This window comes from Streptomyces sp. SGAir0957 (assembly GCF_043523415.1).
In genome coordinates this window covers 156402-171118 of sequence record NZ_CP027292.1, presented here as the reverse complement: position 1 = coordinate 171118, position 14717 = coordinate 156402, and the positions used below count along the sequence as shown (strand labels likewise).

At 69.6% G+C, this 14717-nt stretch carries 11 protein-coding genes and 2 pseudogenes; 4 read left to right on the top strand and 9 right to left on the bottom strand.

Going from position 1 to position 14717, the window contains the following annotated elements:
• Positions 1 to 648: 648 nt before the first annotated feature.
• The 5 genes and pseudogenes from C1N81_RS05030 to C1N81_RS05010 all read right to left on the bottom strand — a co-directional run.
• The gene (locus C1N81_RS05030; protein ID WP_394427183.1) at positions 649 to 1035 is read right to left on the bottom strand and encodes a hypothetical protein; all 387 of its coding nucleotides are present in this window, start codon (positions 1033 to 1035) and stop codon (positions 649 to 651) included.
• Positions 1036 to 1323: 288 nt separating this feature from the next.
• Positions 1324 to 1698: an STAS domain-containing protein gene (locus tag C1N81_RS05025; protein ID WP_394427181.1), complete on the bottom strand. Its 375-nt coding sequence runs from the start codon at positions 1696 to 1698 to the stop codon at positions 1324 to 1326.
• Between the two features lie 336 nt (positions 1699 to 2034).
• Positions 2035 to 2439 (bottom strand): hypothetical protein, encoded by a 405-nt coding sequence (locus C1N81_RS05020; RefSeq protein ID WP_394427180.1) that lies wholly within the window; start codon positions 2437 to 2439, stop codon positions 2035 to 2037.
• 3 nt (positions 2440 to 2442) lie between these two features.
• Positions 2443 to 3315, bottom strand: coding sequence for an IS5 family transposase (locus C1N81_RS05015; protein ID WP_394426175.1), 873 nt, complete (start codon positions 3313 to 3315; stop codon positions 2443 to 2445).
• An 807-nt stretch (positions 3316 to 4122) separates the two neighbouring features.
• Positions 4123 to 4706, bottom strand: a pseudogene (locus C1N81_RS05010) (transposase); the annotation flags it as partial.
• Between the two features lie 452 nt (positions 4707 to 5158).
• Between C1N81_RS05010 and C1N81_RS05005 the strand changes: the two are divergent.
• A complete protein-coding gene (locus tag C1N81_RS05005) occupies positions 5159 to 5281 on the top strand; it encodes a hypothetical protein (protein ID WP_394427178.1) in 123 nt (40 codons plus the stop codon).
• 360 nt (positions 5282 to 5641) lie between these two features.
• Positions 5642 to 6181 (top strand): NUDIX hydrolase family protein, encoded by a 540-nt coding sequence (locus tag C1N81_RS05000; protein WP_394427176.1) that lies wholly within the window; start codon positions 5642 to 5644, stop codon positions 6179 to 6181.
• 21 nt (positions 6182 to 6202) lie between these two features.
• On the opposite strand, the pseudogene C1N81_RS04995 reads toward C1N81_RS05000, so the two are convergent.
• Positions 6203 to 6602 (bottom strand): annotated as a pseudogene (locus tag C1N81_RS04995) (FAD-binding oxidoreductase); the annotation flags it as partial.
• Between the two features lie 758 nt (positions 6603 to 7360).
• Between C1N81_RS04995 and C1N81_RS04990 the strand changes: the two are divergent.
• Positions 7361 to 9070, top strand: a complete 1710-nt coding sequence (locus C1N81_RS04990) for a chloride channel protein (RefSeq protein ID WP_394427450.1) — start codon at positions 7361 to 7363, stop codon at positions 9068 to 9070.
• A 1027-nt stretch (positions 9071 to 10097) separates the two neighbouring features.
• Here C1N81_RS04990 and C1N81_RS04985 read toward each other — a convergent pair.
• The 3 genes from C1N81_RS04985 to C1N81_RS04975 all read right to left on the bottom strand — a co-directional run bounded on the left by C1N81_RS04985 (position 10098) and on the right by C1N81_RS04975 (position 13150).
• The gene (locus C1N81_RS04985) at positions 10098 to 10292 is read right to left on the bottom strand and encodes a hypothetical protein (protein ID WP_394427174.1); all 195 of its coding nucleotides are present in this window, start codon (positions 10290 to 10292) and stop codon (positions 10098 to 10100) included.
• 299 nt (positions 10293 to 10591) lie between these two features.
• The gene (locus tag C1N81_RS04980) at positions 10592 to 12154 is read right to left on the bottom strand and encodes a bifunctional 3-(3-hydroxy-phenyl)propionate/3-hydroxycinnamic acid hydroxylase (RefSeq protein ID WP_394427173.1); all 1563 of its coding nucleotides are present in this window, start codon (positions 12152 to 12154) and stop codon (positions 10592 to 10594) included.
• Positions 12155 to 12187: 33 nt separating this feature from the next.
• The gene (locus C1N81_RS04975; protein ID WP_394427171.1) at positions 12188 to 13150 is read right to left on the bottom strand and encodes an NADP-dependent oxidoreductase; all 963 of its coding nucleotides are present in this window, start codon (positions 13148 to 13150) and stop codon (positions 12188 to 12190) included.
• A gap of 177 nt (positions 13151 to 13327) precedes the next feature.
• Here C1N81_RS04975 and C1N81_RS04970 point away from each other — a divergent pair, with 177 nt between their 5' ends.
• Complete coding sequence (locus tag C1N81_RS04970) at positions 13328 to 14266, top strand: LysR substrate-binding domain-containing protein (protein WP_394427169.1); 939 nt, start codon at positions 13328 to 13330, stop codon at positions 14264 to 14266.
• Positions 14267 to 14717 lie beyond the last annotated feature (451 nt).

Here is a 14717-nt window from a genome sequence, read left to right as displayed (position 1 = left end):
GCACCCTGGCGTGTGCATTTCGGGGCAGCGGTCAGGCGAGGTACGGACAAGGCCAGCCATACACGCAGACGAAGGAGGTTGCCGCTCAGAGCGCTCCCGCCATGCCCGGTACTGAGAGTATGACCTGTTCGGGCGCGCGCCGAGACCGGCGCGGCCGTCCTGCCCCTGTGCCAGGGCGTGCCTCACCACCAGGCGCGCCGACTGCACGAGGATGCGCTGCTCATCGCCAGCGAGCTCGCGGCCAATGCGCTCCGCCACGGCGGTGGCGTCACTCGCTTCAGCGCCTGCATTCACGACCGCACCCTGGTGATCTGGGTCCGCGACCGCAGCGCCCGGCATCCCCAACCGCGTGCCCACGATCCCGCGGTAGCCCGAAGTTTCGGCTGGCTCGTTGTTCAGAGTCTGGCCCGCTCGGCCAGCGCCGAACTCCACCACAGGGCAAGACGGTCTCGGCCGTGGTGAACGCCGTCCGTACGCCCTGAGAAACGCTTCTTCGTAACCGGCTCCCGGCAGGGACCCGGGCGCCAGGCCCCTGCCGGGAGGAGACGGGGCTGGAGGAGTCCGGCGGTTCCATCAGGTATTAGCCGACCGCTGTTCGTCAGCGGGGCTCAGTCCGTTTTACTCATAACTGTCCTCGCTGTGCTGAACCTATGACCAGGCCTCGGCAGCAGAATTCCACACCCGTAACCGCCGCGTGAGGCGAACCGGGCGTAAACGCCCGGTTCGAGTGATCCACAAGCCTTGATGGGTTGTAGCTGAAGGGGAGCGGGACAAGGCGGGGCGCTGGCCGTCCGCATGCAGCCAGTACCCCGTTTCCTGGATGTTCCGTCGGTCCGACGAGGTCGTGCTGTCCTCGAAGTAGAACCAGTAATCGCCATTGTCCGGGCCGAAGGAGCAGACGGGCGGGTCGTCGTCGGCCTTCACCTGAGCCACCGGCGCCGCGGTGTGACCCTCGGCAAAAGCCACCGCCGGGGCAGCCAGGGGCAGGGCGGCAGCAACCAGCACAGCCGCCGCGAGCGCAGAACGTACACGCATGAGTCTTTCAATAGGGGAAGGGGAAGGATCTTGGCTCTCCACCCGTCCCCTGCCGCTCCACCGAGCACCCCGACCGCCCTACCGACCACCCGAATGCTGCCGCCGCTCCCCCGCCTCAGCTCACCGGTCGCGGAGAACCTCCCACCCCCGCCCCAACGCTCCCGGACGCCAGCGCAGTATGCGAGTTGTGCAGTGGCATGCAGCCGGTGTCAGCCCCGCGCCCGACGGAAATGCCCGGCAAGCCCCGGCGCCCGGAGCCGATCCCACGGGCGCTGGCAAAACCAGGGCTCAGGCAAGGGCCCTCGCCACGGTCGGGTGCACGGCGATGACTGTGTCGACGCCAACGATCTGCAGGATGCGCAGCACCCGCTCACCGGCGCCGGCCAGGCGCAGCCAGCCGCCTGCCATGGCGGCCTGGTGATGGGCGATGAGCACCATGTTCAGGCCGTCGGAGTCCATGAAGGTCGCCTCGCTCAAGTCCACCACTATGCGCGGGGCGAGGCGGGTGCAGGCGTCGGTGAGCAGATGGCTCAGGCGGTGCCCGCTGTAGTAGTCGATCTCCCCGCACACTGTGATCACCACCGCGCTGCGGTCGGCGGTCGCGACAGCAGTCGCGGTCGCGGTCAGACGTTCGGACTGGGGGCTATCACTGTTGTCCGGCACAGATTCCCATCGGCTGCTGCCCGCCCCGTGCGGGCGAGGACGGACCGCATCCTAAACAGGACAAACCGCTCGCGGACAATGACGTGTAGAAGGCAAAACGCTGGGCACACCATGCCGTTTGAGCACCGTCATCCTGGGGGCCCTCCATGGGCTCGCCGTCAGGCCGCTCCTTGAGCGGGGCCGATCACACCAAAGTCAGGCTGCCGGAGACGGCCGGGCCGGAGGGCGGAGCGTGTCCGGCCCGGCCGCAAGGGTGGCCCCGGGGCGCCATGTGGCACCATGGCGCCGCGCCAGGCCCCCCACCCTGAGTGGGTGTTCTGCGAGTGTTTGCCGGGTCTAGTCCGGACGTGGGATTGGCCGGGGAAGGGTGAAGAGGCCAGGTTCGGGTTCGGCGAGGATGCCGCGGCTGACCAGGCGTTTCAGTTTGGCTCGGATGCCTTCGACGTGCCGGGGTTCGGTGCCGGTGTTCAGGGCGAGGCAGACGTCTTTGGGGTGGAGTCCGTCGGCGGTGTCCTCGAAGAGCGTGAGGATCTGGCGGTAGGCCGAGGGCAGGGGCTCGAGGCCGCCGGGGAGGTCAGGGGCGATCTCCAGGATGGTCTCGCGGGTGATGCGCAGTCGCTGCAGGGCCGCTTCGGTGGCCTGGAGTTGAGCGGTGAGCTCGGCGATCTGGGCGCGGAGCTTGTCGGCCAGGTCGCGGGCCGCGGCCTCGCGGATCTCAAGCTGTTCCAGGAACTGGTGCATGCTTTACCCCTGCTCGTTCGAGCTGACCTCGCGGGGCGGGCCGGGTGGCGGGTCACGCCAGGTCAACGCGGTGGAGGCGGTGAGCCGGCGGGTCATCACGCCGGTCATCGACCAGCGGATCCAGGACGCCGAACTGGCGGGCCGGGCCTCGTAGTCGCGGGCCAGGCGGCGGTGCAGCATCAGCGTGCCCAGGGTCTGCTCGACGATCCACCGTTTCGGTGACGGGGTGAAGCCCGTGGTGGCCGGATCCCGGTGGACCACCTCGACGTCGATGCCCAGGGTGGCACCGTGGGCGACGACGGCGTTCTTGAACCCGGCGTCGACCCAGCTCTTGGACAGCGACGGGTTGTCGGCCGCGGCCTCGTTGAGCAGGGTGATGCCGATGGCGTTGTCGTGCACGCTCGCGGCGACCACGATCACGGCGATGAGCAGGCCGAGCATGTCGGTGGCGATGCCCCGCTTGCGGCCCCGGCTTCTCTTGCCCGGATCCAGCCCCGTGCTCTCTTTGGGTGCGTTGAGCGAGGCGTGCACGGTCTGGGTGTCCATCACGATCGCGGTCGGGTCCGCGTTTCGGCCGCGGCTCTCGCGGACCTGCCAGCGCAACAGGTCATGGACCGCCTGGTCGGTACCGTCGTCCCGCCACAGCCCGAAGTAGTAGTAGACCGCGGTGTAGGGCGGGAAGTCGTGCGGCAGATAGCGCCACTGACAGCCCACCCGGGCCTGGTACAGGAGGGCGTTGACGATCTCCCGCATCGCATACCGGCCCTGATGGCCGCTGACCGACGGATGCCGGCCCTTCCAGGCCGTGAGGACCGGCCGGATCAGCTCCCACGCCTCATCCGACAGGTCACTCGGGTACGGCTGCCGGTCAGCCACTCCTCCAGCACACCGCACCGTCACTCATGCGCAAGCCCTCAATCAGGACAACCACGCCGACGACTCACAGAACGCCCACTGAAAACTGGGGCTACTGGCCCTTTTGCGGTTCGGGGCCCGTCCTAATCTCGGCACATAGACCGGGTGCCGGCTCGATGTCGGCCCCGTGACGGTTCCCGGCCCCCGAACCGTTTCTGCCGAGACGGCTGGAGCCGCATCGCCGACTACGCGGCTCCAGCACCTGCCCTCTGGGTGTCGAGCGTCCGGCGAGGCGGCTCCCGCGCCTCGCCCAGCGTCCAGAGGGCCTTTCCACGCACCAGGCGAAGGCGATGACGCTTCGCTGCGCGCTCCCCGCGGCCGGGGGAGCGACCCGGGGTAGGGACAGATTCCCACCGCCCCGTGCTCCATGTCCCGCAAACGGGCCGGGGAGTTGCGTCGGTTTGACGCCGCGCGCCGCTGCGCCTGGCCAAGCACTCTCAAGGGTGTGGCCTGCGGGCTTGCAGAAGCAGGGCGGTCATCGTGGGTGGCGGCGGTTGGTGCGGGCGGCGTACCGGGAGTGCCGGTCGGCCCGGCGCTGCGCCACCACGGCACGGCTCGCCTCTATCAGGCGCTGCGCCTTCTCGCCCAGTGCCCAGGAGTGCGCCTGCGCGGCGAGCAGGCGCCCCAGACTCCTCTCCCTGGGCCCCCCTGCCTCACACCGCACTCTCCTTGGCTGTGTCGGCTTCCAGGATGGTACGGATGCGGCGCGGGTTCAGCCAGAGTCGGCAGCGCTTCGGCCAACGGGCGAGGGGTGCCCTATGCCCTTCGTCAAGCGAGGCGAGGCGGTCGGTGTTCGTAGAAGGTGCCGTCGCGGAGCGTCGCGAAGAGCACGCTGATGCGGTGTCGGGCGAGGCGGAGGAGGGCCTGAGTGTGGGTCTTTCCTCTGGCTCGGCAGCGGTCGTAGTAGGTGCGGGAGGTGTGATCGTGCAGGGCCCCGAATGCCGAGAGGAACATGGCTCTCTTGAGCTGCCGGCTGCCGCCTCGTGGGGCGTGTTCGCCGTGGATCGGCGTGCCCGACGACTTCGTGGTCGGGGCGAGGCCGGCGTAGGAGGCAAGGTGTCCTGCGGTGGCGAAGCTGGTGCCGTCGCCGACGGTGACCAGCAGAACGGCAGCGGTCCTGACCGCGACTCCCGGCATCGAGATCAGGACCTGGGAAGAAGGTGCTGTTCCAGCAGGGTGTTGATCTGGGCTTCCAGTGCTCGGCGCTGGTCGTGGACGGCCGCAAGTTAGCGGGCCAGAGACAGGACGACGATGTCGAGCGTCCCCGTTCCCGGAACCCTCACCGTCTGCTCGTTCAGCGCATCGAACACCTCGTCGATCAACCCGACGGCCATGCGCGGGACCCGCCTGCGCCACGTCGCCCTCCGCCTCACCCACTGGGCTACACCGGCGACCTGCCCGCCCCGCTGCGCACCGAGCTCTACCACCAGCCGCGCCACCCTCGTCATGTTTTCCGCGGTCCTGCAAGAGGGCAGCGCCGTATCTGCGTGGGCGGCGCCGAGGGTAGTGCGGGCACGGCTGCCTGTCCGGCCTCGCTTTGCTCTCGGCGGATGGCGGCAAGGGCGCTGGCGCTCCAGAGCGATGGCACTGATTGAGTACGCGGGGCGGGGCGGCCGATGACCGGCAGAGGCAGAGACGGCCGGGGCGGTCCGCCGGCTGTGGGGAACAGGACCTGGAGGTGAACCCGCCCCTTGACCGGCCCAGCCCGTGGTCGTCGGGCTCGATGGCGACACCACCAGGCGCCTCCTTCTGCCCCGTGCCGTCCCGCCGGGCACCGGCCGCATGCTGGTGAGCCCGGCAGATCGTGGAATCGACGCTGACCTCCCACGTGATCAGCCCGGCCGTCACCCTGTCCAGTGCCGACAGCAAGGTGACCGCCGTTCTGGAGGACTACGCGGGCAACGAGGCCGAGACCGTTCTGCGGTAGGGCACCGGTTGAGCCGCGGCAGCGGGGCGCTCCGGCGCCGCAATCTGGCCGGTCGCGCCTTGGCGGACTTCGCCCGCCGGGGTGTGGATCCGCAGCGGTGCGGTGATGGTCGGTCGTGTCACCTTCGGTCCCGCCGACCGCCGCGCCTTGGTCGCCGTACCCCTGGAGGAGCAGGAGTTCCGTCGGTGCACGCTGCAGTTTCAGTGCCGGGCGGACCGTGAACTGCCGCGTACGGCGGACCAGTTCGGGGGCGGGTCGTCGACGCGCTCGGGCAGCGGGCCGTGTGACGGTCGGGAGCAGTGCAGGGGACGCGGTCCTCGATACGGCCCGATGACCCGACGGGAAACGTATGATCACCAGATGTCCGAGATGACGACCGAGAGCGCAACCGGCTGGCTGGCGAGCGACGAGCTCGAGTCCGTGCGGGGCCGTATGCCGATCCTGTACGTAGAGGCTGTCCCGGTACGGGTTGACGATAGTGGCCAGGTCACGCACGTGGGCCTGTTGCTGCGCATCGGCCCCGACGGGACGGTGAGCCGGAGCCTGGTCTCAGGACGCGTGCTCCACCACGAGCAGCTGCGCACCGCGCTCCTGCGCCACCTGGAGAAGGACCTCGGCCCGGTGGCGCTGCCCCGTATCCCGGCCTCACTGCAGCCGGTGACGGTCGCCGAGTACTTCCCGACGCCGGGGGTCACTCCCTTCCACGATCCGCGCCAGCACGCGGTTTCGCTGGTGTACGTGGTCCCGGTCAGCGGCGACTGCGCACCTCGGCAGGACGCTCTCGACCTGGTGTGGTTCACACCCCAGGAGGCGGTGTCCGAAGCGGTGCGGAACGAGATGCAGGGCGGGCGTGGCGTGCTTCTGCGGCAGGTGCTCGCGCATGTCGGGGCCTTGATCTGATCTGGTCGGTGCGCGCCCGTGCAAGCGGGCGCCGGACTGCGGGGAGTTCCCAGATGCGGGTCGCATCATGCCGTACTCGACCAGCTGCCGGTTCAGATCGCCCAGGACGATGCCGGGCTCGACCGTGCAGCGGCGGTTCGCCACGTCTACCGACAGCAGCCGGTGGCAGTACTTTCTCCAGTCCAGTACAACGGCGATGTTGCAGCACTCCCCGCCAGGCTCGTGCCGCCCCGCGGGACAGCAGCGGGGCGCCGTGCTTGCGACTGACCGTCACCGCCTCGACCGCGGCGTTCACTGTGCGCGGGACGACCACGCCGATCGGCACCTGCCGGTAGTTGGAGCCGTCCGTGGAGTACGCGGCGCGGGTGCCCTGATCGAAGCGGACCTCGCCGTCGACCCGGTCGCGCAGATCACTTTCCAGGGCGTGGGCGTCTGTTGGATGCTACGGGCGCCTGACGACGGGAAGAGGCAGATCGACCGGGCCCCCACCGGGTGGCGGGGACTGTGGGGCGACGGCGGGTCGGAGCATGAGGCCAGGCGAACCACCACGAGCACTGCCGACTGTGCGCCGAGGCAACCCAGCAAGCAGTGCAGACCTGCAGACACACGTGCATTCTCCCGCACCCGGCCCACAGCCAGCGCCGAGGCGCGGTAGGCAAGAGCTGGCCAGGCAGAACACGTAGACCACAGCTGCCGCAGCGACCAAGCCGGTGCCAGCGGCGCAGTCGTGACTGCAGGGCATCTCTGGCGTCCAATTCGCCGAGGATGAACGGCCAGTGGCACGTACCCACGAACACCAGTAATCGCTCCGCCTCGCTGCGGCTGCCGGGAGCCGCACCGCCAGATGTCCGGGGCGCACCGGACGGTGAGTGCTTCGAGCTGCGCCTTGATGTCGACGGCGCCTTGGGTGCTGCCCGCGACCAGCAGCCACGGACTGCCTCGCTGACTCGGGTCGGCGACGATCCTAGATCAAAGCCCGCGGCCCCGACCCGCTTCACGGGCCTACCTGCCCCCTTGCGCTCACCCGGCCTGCCGCAACCCCCTACGCATCCTCAGCCTGCACCCGCTTGCCTCTTGACATGTTTTGCATAATGCAAAAGTAAGGAAGGGGAAAGAGTGAGCGACATACGAGGTACCGCGCTGGGCGCCCGTCGGGGCGCGGGCGGCTCAGGTCCGATGATGGTGCTGGCTGTGCTGGTCGGAGCAGGGGCGGGTCTCGGGTCCATCGTCTTCCGCTGGTGCATCCAGATCTTCACCCGCCTGTTCTCGGGCCACGCCGACTACGCGGCCGCACCAGGGAGCGGCAACCCACACCTTCCGTGGCTGGGCCCTTTCTTCGTGCTCCTCGTCCCGGTGGTGGGCGGGCTGCTCTACGGGCCGCTCGTCAACCGGTTCGCCAAGGAGGCGCGCGGGCACGGTGTGCCGGAGGTTATGCTGGCGGTCGCGCAGCGCGGTGGCCGGATCAGCCCTAAGGTCGCCGTCGTCAAGACGCTGGCCTCGGCGCTGACCATCGGCTCGGGTGGCTCCGTGGGGCGGGAGGGGCCGATCGTGCAGATCGGCTCCGCGCTCGGATCCACCCTCGGCCGGCTCGCCAAGCTCACCGAGGACCGGATGAAGCTCCTTGTGGCGTGCGGCGCGGCGGGCGGTATCGCGGCCACCTTCAACGCCCCGCTCGCGGGCGTCATCTTCGCCATGGAACTGATCCTGGCCGCCTTCAGCGTCGAGGCGTTCGGCGCGGCGGTCCTGGCGAGCGTCACGGCAAGCGTGATCGGTCGGGCCGCCTTCGGTGACGTGGCCTTCCTCAGCCTGCCCGCCTTCCACGTCGAGCACCTGGCGCAGTACGGCCTGTTCGCCCTGCTCGGCGTCGTCGCCGGTACGGTCGGGGTCGGTTTCTCCCGTGTCCTCTACGCGACCGAGGACGCCTGCGACTGGGTTTGGCGCGGCCCGGAGTGGCTGCGGCCCGGGGTGGGCGGCCTCGCCCTCGGCGTGGTCCTGCTGGCCCTGCCACAGATGTACGGGGTGGGCTATCCGGTCCTGGAGAACGCCACCGAGGGCAGGTACGCGATCGGCTTCCTGCTGCTGCTCCTGGTCGGCAAGATGGTCGCCACGAGTCTGACCATCGGCATCGGCGGCTCCGGCGGCGTGTTCGCGCCGAGCCTGTTCATCGGGGCGATGCTGGGCGCCGCCTTCGGGGCCGGCGCACACGACCTGCTGCCCGGCACGGCCGGAGCCGTGGGCGCCTACGCGCTGGTCGGTATGGGCGCCGTCTTCGCCGGGGCATCGCGCGCACCGATCACCGCCGTGGTCATCCTTTTCGAGCTGACTGGCGAGTACTCGATCATCCTGCCGTTGATGCTGGCGATCGTGCTGGCCACTGTCGTCAGCCGGGCGCTGACCCGCGACACCATCTACACCCTCAAGCTGCGCCGCCGCGGCATCGATCTGGAGGGCCCGGCGCCGGGCGCCCGCATCGGCGCCGAGACCGTTGCCTCCGTCATGGAACCGCTCCCCGCTCCCCTGCCCGCCTCGCTCCGCCTGACCGCCGCCGCGGACCGGTTGAGCCAGTCCGGGCACGGCGCACTGCCCGTCCACGACCCCTCCGGCGCCTACCTCGGTGTCATCACCGCCCGCGCGGTGGCCGAGGCCCTCGCCGAACAGCCCGACGGCGCGCCGACCGTCGTGGGTGACCTCGCCGAGACGCCTACCCGTGTCACCACCGACCAGCAACTCGCGACCGCTCTGCACGCCTTACTGTCGGCGACGGGCACGGGCCTGCCGGTGCTGGCCGCTGACCGGGGCGAACCAGTCGGGTGGCTCAGCCATCAAGGGGCGCTGCGGGCCCTGCACTCGCCCGAGCCCAACCACGCGCCCGAACCGCTCGTCTCGTAGCCGCGTCGACACAGCGCGGGGCGGCCGCCCGTCGTGTGCGCCAACCACTCCACCTTGAGTGGGAGGACGGTCTCCCCGCGCGCTCGCTCGTTTTTGCGCGCAAGGCATCCCCCGCCGGCCTGGTCAGCACCTGGTGACGACGTCCGATCCGGACGGTCCTCCGGCACAGTCCGGCTGGACGCCCGCATGGCGCCATTTCTTCGCAAGTTCGAGGGCGTAGTCCGCAACCGGAACGAGCGCACCACAGCCAGCGCACAACCGCCCACGAACACGAAGGCGAGAGCGGCCAACCGAAGTTCAGCGGTGCGCGGTTCGTCGGGCGCGGCGACGAGCCGCGCGGGCGCCCGGCCCCGCGGGTCGTAGACCACGGGCAGGGTGGGCCCCGGCAGGGTCGAGGCGGCGCAACCGCGCCATACCTGGACACCCGCCAGTGCCGCCTCAACCTCGGTGAGCGAGCAGACGGCGCGCCTACGACCAGGTGTCGCCTCGATCGAGGCCACCCGCGCCGACTCCACCAGGCCGCGCTGTGGCAGCCTCACCCCGGCCGCGACATCGGTGGCCGCGAGGACCAGACACGCTCCTACCGCGGCGACCAAGGCGATCAGCACCAGGGCAGCGACCGCCAGCACGCCGACTTCGCCGGTGACCAGTCCCCGGAGGCCGCCCCACCTCCCGGCGAGGGGTGCCCCGATGAGCGCGACCGCCGCTGCGGTGTCCGTCGCGAGTCCTTTGGCCGACCACCCCCGAGGGATCCCCACCAATTCGGCGGGGCCCCACAGGACGCTCCGCCGATGTTCTGCGAGGTTCTGCTCGGTCCGAGCTGACACGTGTCGACGCCGTGCCCGCAGTGCGCGCTCCCCTCTGGCTGCTCCCCTGCTTTCCGCTTCTCCCGACTCCGGCGCCCTGATTCTTCTTCAGACGCCGACCGGCACGCAGTGGCCCCGGTCGGACGCCTCGGCCACATTGTCACTGCCGGGAACCGGCAGAGCGAACCCGGCGCTTCGTCACCTCGGGAAAATCCCGTCTCTCACGGCGACCACCACAGAACGGGGCCGCCGCCTCGCCAGCCGATCAGCGGCGAGGAGGTCGCCTCCTCCGCGTTCAGATCCACGTCGGCCAGACGCAAGAACTCGATCACGTCGGCCAGGCACTGGGCGAGCCCGGCCTGTTTGCCGCGCAAGGTGACCCTGCGGCCGTAGCCGTCCGATGCAGCGTGCACCACGCCGGGCGCCGGCGCTTCCCGGCCACCCGGCGGTAACGACCCCAACCCTCCGCAGCCGAGCAAAGGCTGACGAGGCGAAACCCGGAGCGGCACGGGACGCCTTTCGGACACGACACAGTCGTCGCCGACCAGACTTCCCGGCACACCCTCCTGTCCGGGCGGAAGGGATTGGCCGTAAGGGCACGTACTTCTTCCGTCCCGCGCCGCACAGGCCCAGGCACCGCACCCGTCATGAGCATCCTGGCGGGCCAAAACCGACCATGCCGTGCAGCTTCCCGACTACCCCTGCTCACAACCACTCAGGAATGAGAAGCCCCGGTGAGGGTGCGCAGAAGTTGCCGCGCTACCTCGCTCGGGTCGAGACCCGCGGCGAGAACGTAATGGTCGGGGCGTTCGGCGACGGCAGTGGCGCCGAGCTCGTCGAACCAGCGTCGATAGGTGCCGTCCACGTCGGCCACGACTCCACACCCCGGGGACTCACCGATCCCGACCACTGTGATTCCAGAGCTTTGCAGGGTGGCGACGTCCAAGGCGAGCAGGTCGTTCTCCAAAACCAGGAGACGGAATCCACCGCCGACGATGTCATCGAGCAGCCCGACGTGCCGGCCGTCGTCGGCGCGCCCCTGCGGGGCGAGCATACCGCCGTCCGGGCCGTGCAGGCCGGGTCCCAGGCCGGGCAGACGCACGCGGAGCGGCGACTCCAGCGCGTCGCGACGGTCGCGCAATGTCCGGTCCCGCTCATGGGCGAGTTTGTGGTCGGTCAGAGTGTGTTGGCGCCCCAGTTCGATGCTCATGGTGGTCACGGCGCGTACGTGTGGTTCGCGTTCGCTCTGGTAGGTGTCCAGCACGTCGGGGGCGAGCCTGTTGGCCAGTACAAGATCCAGCTTGAATGCGAGGTTCGCCGCGTCGCGTATCCCTGAGCACATGCCCTGGCCCAGGAACGGCGGCATCTGGTGGGCAGCGTCACCGGCCAGCAGAACACGGTTCTCGCGCCAGCGTCGGGCGACCAGGGAGCGGAACGTGTAGGTAGTGATGCGTACGATGTCGGCGTCAGCGGGGGTCAGGTAGGGCGCGACGCGCCGCCATGTCTCCTCCTCGGAGATTTCCCGCTCAAGGTCGGTGCTGTCGAGCGTGAAACAGAACCGTTGGTGTCCCGCTCCCGCGGTGATGATCGTGGTCGGTCCGGCGGGGTCGCCTACCTGCAGAGCCGAAGGCAGACCGAGTTCCTCGGCGGGGCGGTACAGGAGGAAGTCGCACACCAGCCATGGTGCGGTGAAACCGAGGTCGTCCTGTCCGACCCCGAGAGCGTCCCGGACGAAGCTGTTTCCACCGTCGCAGCCCACGACGTAGCGCGCGTGCACCGTGCCGTTCTCGGCCGTGGTGAGGCGGACTCCCGCATCGTTCTGGTCGAGGCCGGTCACCGTGGTGCCGGTCCGAACCTCGACTGCGGGCAGCGCTGCGCAGCATGCGTGCAGCTCTTGCTCGAGGACCGGCTGGTGGAAGGTGAGCAGATCCGGCCAGCCGCTGTCACCGGTGGGCCGGCTCTCCATACTGAGCAGGATCTCGCCGGCGGCATTGCTCCATTGCAACGCCTTCTGTACGTGCAGTGTCGGCCACAGTTTCTCGGCCAGACCGAGACCGGCGAACAGTCGGAGGGTCTCGCCGTCGAAGCTGGCGGCGCGGGGCAAGCCGTAGAGGCCGGGATAGCGTTCCAGCACCGTTACGGAGTGCCCTGCCTGTCCGAGCAGTGCCGCTGTGGTCAGGCCGACCGGTCCGGCGCCCACCACAGCGACGTCGACGAGGGCGTCAGCCGCCGTGTTGCCGGTGAGAGCTGATCCGTCGCCCGATTCGCGTCTGTTCACTCTTTTCTCTTTCGTCGCGAGGAGCGTGCCCGGTCAGGGGACGAGCACGAGCCTGCCGGGTGCATGCCCCGCGAGCCCGGCTTCGTGAGCCTTGGCGGCTTGGGCGAGGGGGAATGTGGCGTCGATGAGGACCCGCAGCGTGCCTGATGCGGCGCGGCGGACAAGATCGTGGCGGGCGGCTTCTCGGATTTCGGTGCCGGCGTCCTGTCCTGGGCCGTAGCCGAGTTCCTTGATTCCGGCCGCGGCGCGGCGCGGAGAGCCGGTGATCGAGGCGATCCGGGAGCGGTCGGCTACGAGCTCCAGTGAAACGTCGAGTGCTTCGTCGGTACCGGCGAAGTCGACGGCTGCGCTGACACCTTGCGGTGCGGCGACTCGGACGCGGCCGGCGAGTCCGGGACCATAGACAACGGGGGTGGCGCCGAGTTCGCGCAGCAGTTCGTGGTTGCGCTCGGCGGCGGTGGCGATCACTGTCGCTCCCCGCGCGGCCGCGAGTTGCACGCCCATCAGGCCGACGCCGCCGGCCGCGCCGTGGACAAGTACGGTGTCGCCGACGGCCACCCCGGCCGCGTACAACGCGTGTGCAGCGGTGGTCCCGGTCAGCATCAGCGATCCCGCCTGTGCCCACCCGAGGCTGGCTGGCTTGGCCAGGAGCGAGGTGGCCGGGGCCGTGACGTAGTCGGCGTAGGCCGCGGTCACGGGGTACACGATGACCTCGTCACCGACGCGCACACCGGTCACCTCTGCGCCGACCTCGGTGACGACACCGGCGCATTCGAGTCCGATTGCCGGCATCGAGGCGGCGATTCCGGCGGCGTCCTTGTGGTCGTCGTCCACCATGTGGAACGCACCGCTGTATAGCTTCCAGTCGATCGGATTGACCCCGGCGGCCCGTACTTCGACGACCACCTCGCCACCGGTCGCCCGGGGGACGGGTGTCTGGGTCACGGTGAGCACCTCGGGTGTCCCATAGGCGGTCGGGCGCACAGTTCTGGGCATGACTTGGACTCCTGATCCTGGCGGGGTGATCGGGCCCGGCCCCATGCGAGGAGGGCCGGCGCGACCGGTTGTCTTCCCGGGAGACCCACGTGGTCCCTGGAACAGTCTCAACTGCCCGGCACGTGATGCCCAGTGCATTATTGGTCAGCAATACTTGCACCAGACGCACGAGCGAGGATGGCTGTGGCGGACGACCTGGATCTCAACCTGCTGCGGGTGTTCGACGCGCTGATGGACACCGGCAGCGTCACTGAGGCCGCTGTGCGACTGCATCTGTCCGCACCGGCGACCAGCAGAGCGCTGGGGCGGCTGCGACGGGCGATGAACGACCCCATCCTTGTCCGTGCCGGGCAAAGCCTTGTCCCGACCCCTTTCGCGCAGCGGTCGGCGTCCCGCGTCAAGGCTCTGCTCGTAGCCGCAGCGGAACTGCAGGCTGACCCCGTCGGCCGTGAACCGCGGTCCTGGCAGCGCACGTTCTCCATCCGGCTCAACGACGCCCTCGTCCCAGTCCTCGCGCCCCGCCTGACCCACCAGGCCACCGCGAAGGCTCCCGGGGTCCGCCTGAGGTTCGTGGCTCAGGAGTCCAAGGAGCCCGACCTCCTGCGCGACGGCTCGATCGATCTCGACATAGGCGTGGCAGGCCCACCGCCCCCGGACATCCACACCTCGATGCTGTTCACCGACTCATTCGTCGCCGTGGTCGCAGCCGACTCCGAGCTGGGGCGCTCGGCGGCCCGGCTCACCCTCGACGAATTGTGCGCCCGTCCGCACATTTCGGCCTCGCGACGTGGTCTCGCCCGGGGACCGCTCGATGACGCCTTGGATCGGCTTGGACGCTCGCGTCACGTTGCGGCGGTCGTCCCCTCCTACGCCGTCGGCGCCCTCATGGTCCTCGAGGACGACTCCATCTGCCTCGTCCCGCACATCACGGCTGCCCACCTGTTGCAACGAGGCGTTCCCCTGCGCTGTCACGCAGTGCCCGTGAGCCTTCCGGCTGCTGACGTCGAAGTCCGCTGGCACCGCCGCGTCAACGAGGATCCCGCCTCGCTGTGGCTCCGCCAGCAGGTGCACGACGCCGTCCACTCAGCTCTTCCGCTGACCTCCCGGCCGTTGTGAACCGAAGCCACCATCCCGTCAAGGCAGCGAGAGGTGGTGACTTCACGTGCCTGATCGCAGGGCTGCACCGAATCCGGCGAGCCGCGCCCGGACACGAACGTAACGGAGCTGACCGATCTCACCATGACGGCGATCCAGGGCGGCATTCGCGTGGCCGTGGTCCGCCGTACACCAAGCCGGGCGCGCCAGCTCGATCAGTCGCCCGGGGACGCCCGACGAAGCCGCGCGACCGCCTGCCCGAGTTCTTTGAACGCCCGCTCCTCGTCCCGCCCGGTGCGTCGTGAGACGTCCAGCACGTGGTTGCGTGCCGCACGGATACGCGTGTAGGCGTCGAAACAGGTCACAACGTCAGCAACCGCCTCGTCCAGCTGTCGAGACTCAGCATGAGACATAGCCCGATTCTCTCTCACCCGGTCCACGGCCAGCACCCAGGGGTGCTCCCTGTATCGGA